Source organism: Spirosoma luteum DSM 19990 (assembly GCF_000374065.1).
GTDB classification, from domain to species: Bacteria; Bacteroidota; Bacteroidia; order Cytophagales; family Spirosomataceae; genus Spirosoma; species Spirosoma luteum.
In genome coordinates this window covers 1-1,364 of record NZ_KB893302.1, presented here as the reverse complement: position 1 = coordinate 1,364, position 1,364 = coordinate 1, and the positions used below count along the sequence as shown (strand labels likewise).

Here is a 1,364-nt window from a genome sequence, read left to right as displayed (position 1 = left end):
AGGCGGTGGGTGGTGTGGTACTGGCGGCCATTGGCCTGTGGTACGACGATTATGACCCCAAAACCAGCCCAAGTCCGGTAACACCGATGCTGGGTAATGTGCTTGGTTTCACCGCTGGTGTAACGAAAAACGATACGACCCTAAAGGCTTCGTTCCCTTACGTGCAGACACCGTGGCGTGGTTTCAATTACTCGAAAGCGGTTAAGTTTTAAGCCACCTCATTCTTCTTTGGAAAAACAATGAAAAAAATACTATCAATAGCTTTGATGGCGGTACTGATGTACCTGCCCTATAGCCAGGTGAAGGCATCGTCGCACCGCGAAGCCCCGCTGATCTCTAATGATCCACTGGCCGACAATACCGATGTGTATGCGTTCAAGAGTCCAACCGACGCGGAGAAAATTGTGCTGATTGCCAACTACATTCCGTTTGAAGACCCGGCGGGTGGGCCAAACTGGTATACGTTTGGAGAGAACATCCGATACGAAGTACACGTAAAAAACAATGCGGCTACGGCGGGTGATGACATCACCTATCGATTCGCCTTCAAAGTAGTCAACGAAGACCCGACCACGTTTTTCAACATCCGGTTGGGTAAGCAAAATCAGAAAGCGACTTACACCTGCGAACGCAGCATCAACGGCGGTCAAACCTGGACGACCATCATTACGGATGGGGTTGTGCCTCCGCCCAACATCGGACCGCGCTCCATTGAGAACAAAACGGTGGGACTGGGAGCTTCCAGTTACAATGAATTAGCAACGAAAGCGGTTACGAAAGCCTCAACGGGTGAGCGTATCTTCTGCGGACCTATCGACGATCCCTTCTTTGTGGATCTGGGCGGCATATTTGACGTGGGTAACTTCCGCACCGGAGCGCAGGCTCGTGATGCCGTTGCCAAGTTCAACTGTCATACCATTGCCATTGAAGTACCGGTATCGACGTTGCAGAAGAGTGGTAAATCGGTAGCTCAGGCGGCCAACATTCTGGATGGCGATTTCGTCATCGGCGTATGGGCGTCAAGCAGCCGTAAAATGATCAAAACGTTGTACGCAGCTGGTGACGTAGGCTATGACGGTAAGTGGGTACAGGTGTCGCGGCTGGGCATGCCCCTGACCAACGAGGCCGTTATCCCCATCGGTCAAAAAGATCGCTGGAACTCGGTTACGCCTTACAGCGGCAACGATCTCCAGTTTGCCAAGTACTTTACCAACCCTGAGCTGGCCCTGTACATGGACGATTCGCAGTTTGGCACCGCCGTACCAGGCTTGAAGGCACTACGCATTCAGTCCAAGTCGCTGGGTTCGTTTGACTTCCGCAATGGCAAACCCGGCCTGTTCGGCCTGAAAGGCAATTCTGCCCTG

General features: G+C 52.6%; 1 protein-coding gene and 1 pseudogene. Both read left to right on the top strand.

The window, feature by feature from the left end; all coding sequences use genetic code 11:
• A pseudogene (locus B156_RS0125800) lies at positions 1 to 212 on the top strand (hypothetical protein); the annotation flags it as partial.
• A 54-nt stretch (positions 213 to 266) separates the two neighbouring features.
• A partial coding sequence (locus B156_RS0125795) for a DUF4331 domain-containing protein (RefSeq protein ID WP_018622696.1) occupies positions 267 to 1,364 on the top strand: 1,098 nt, incomplete at its 3' end.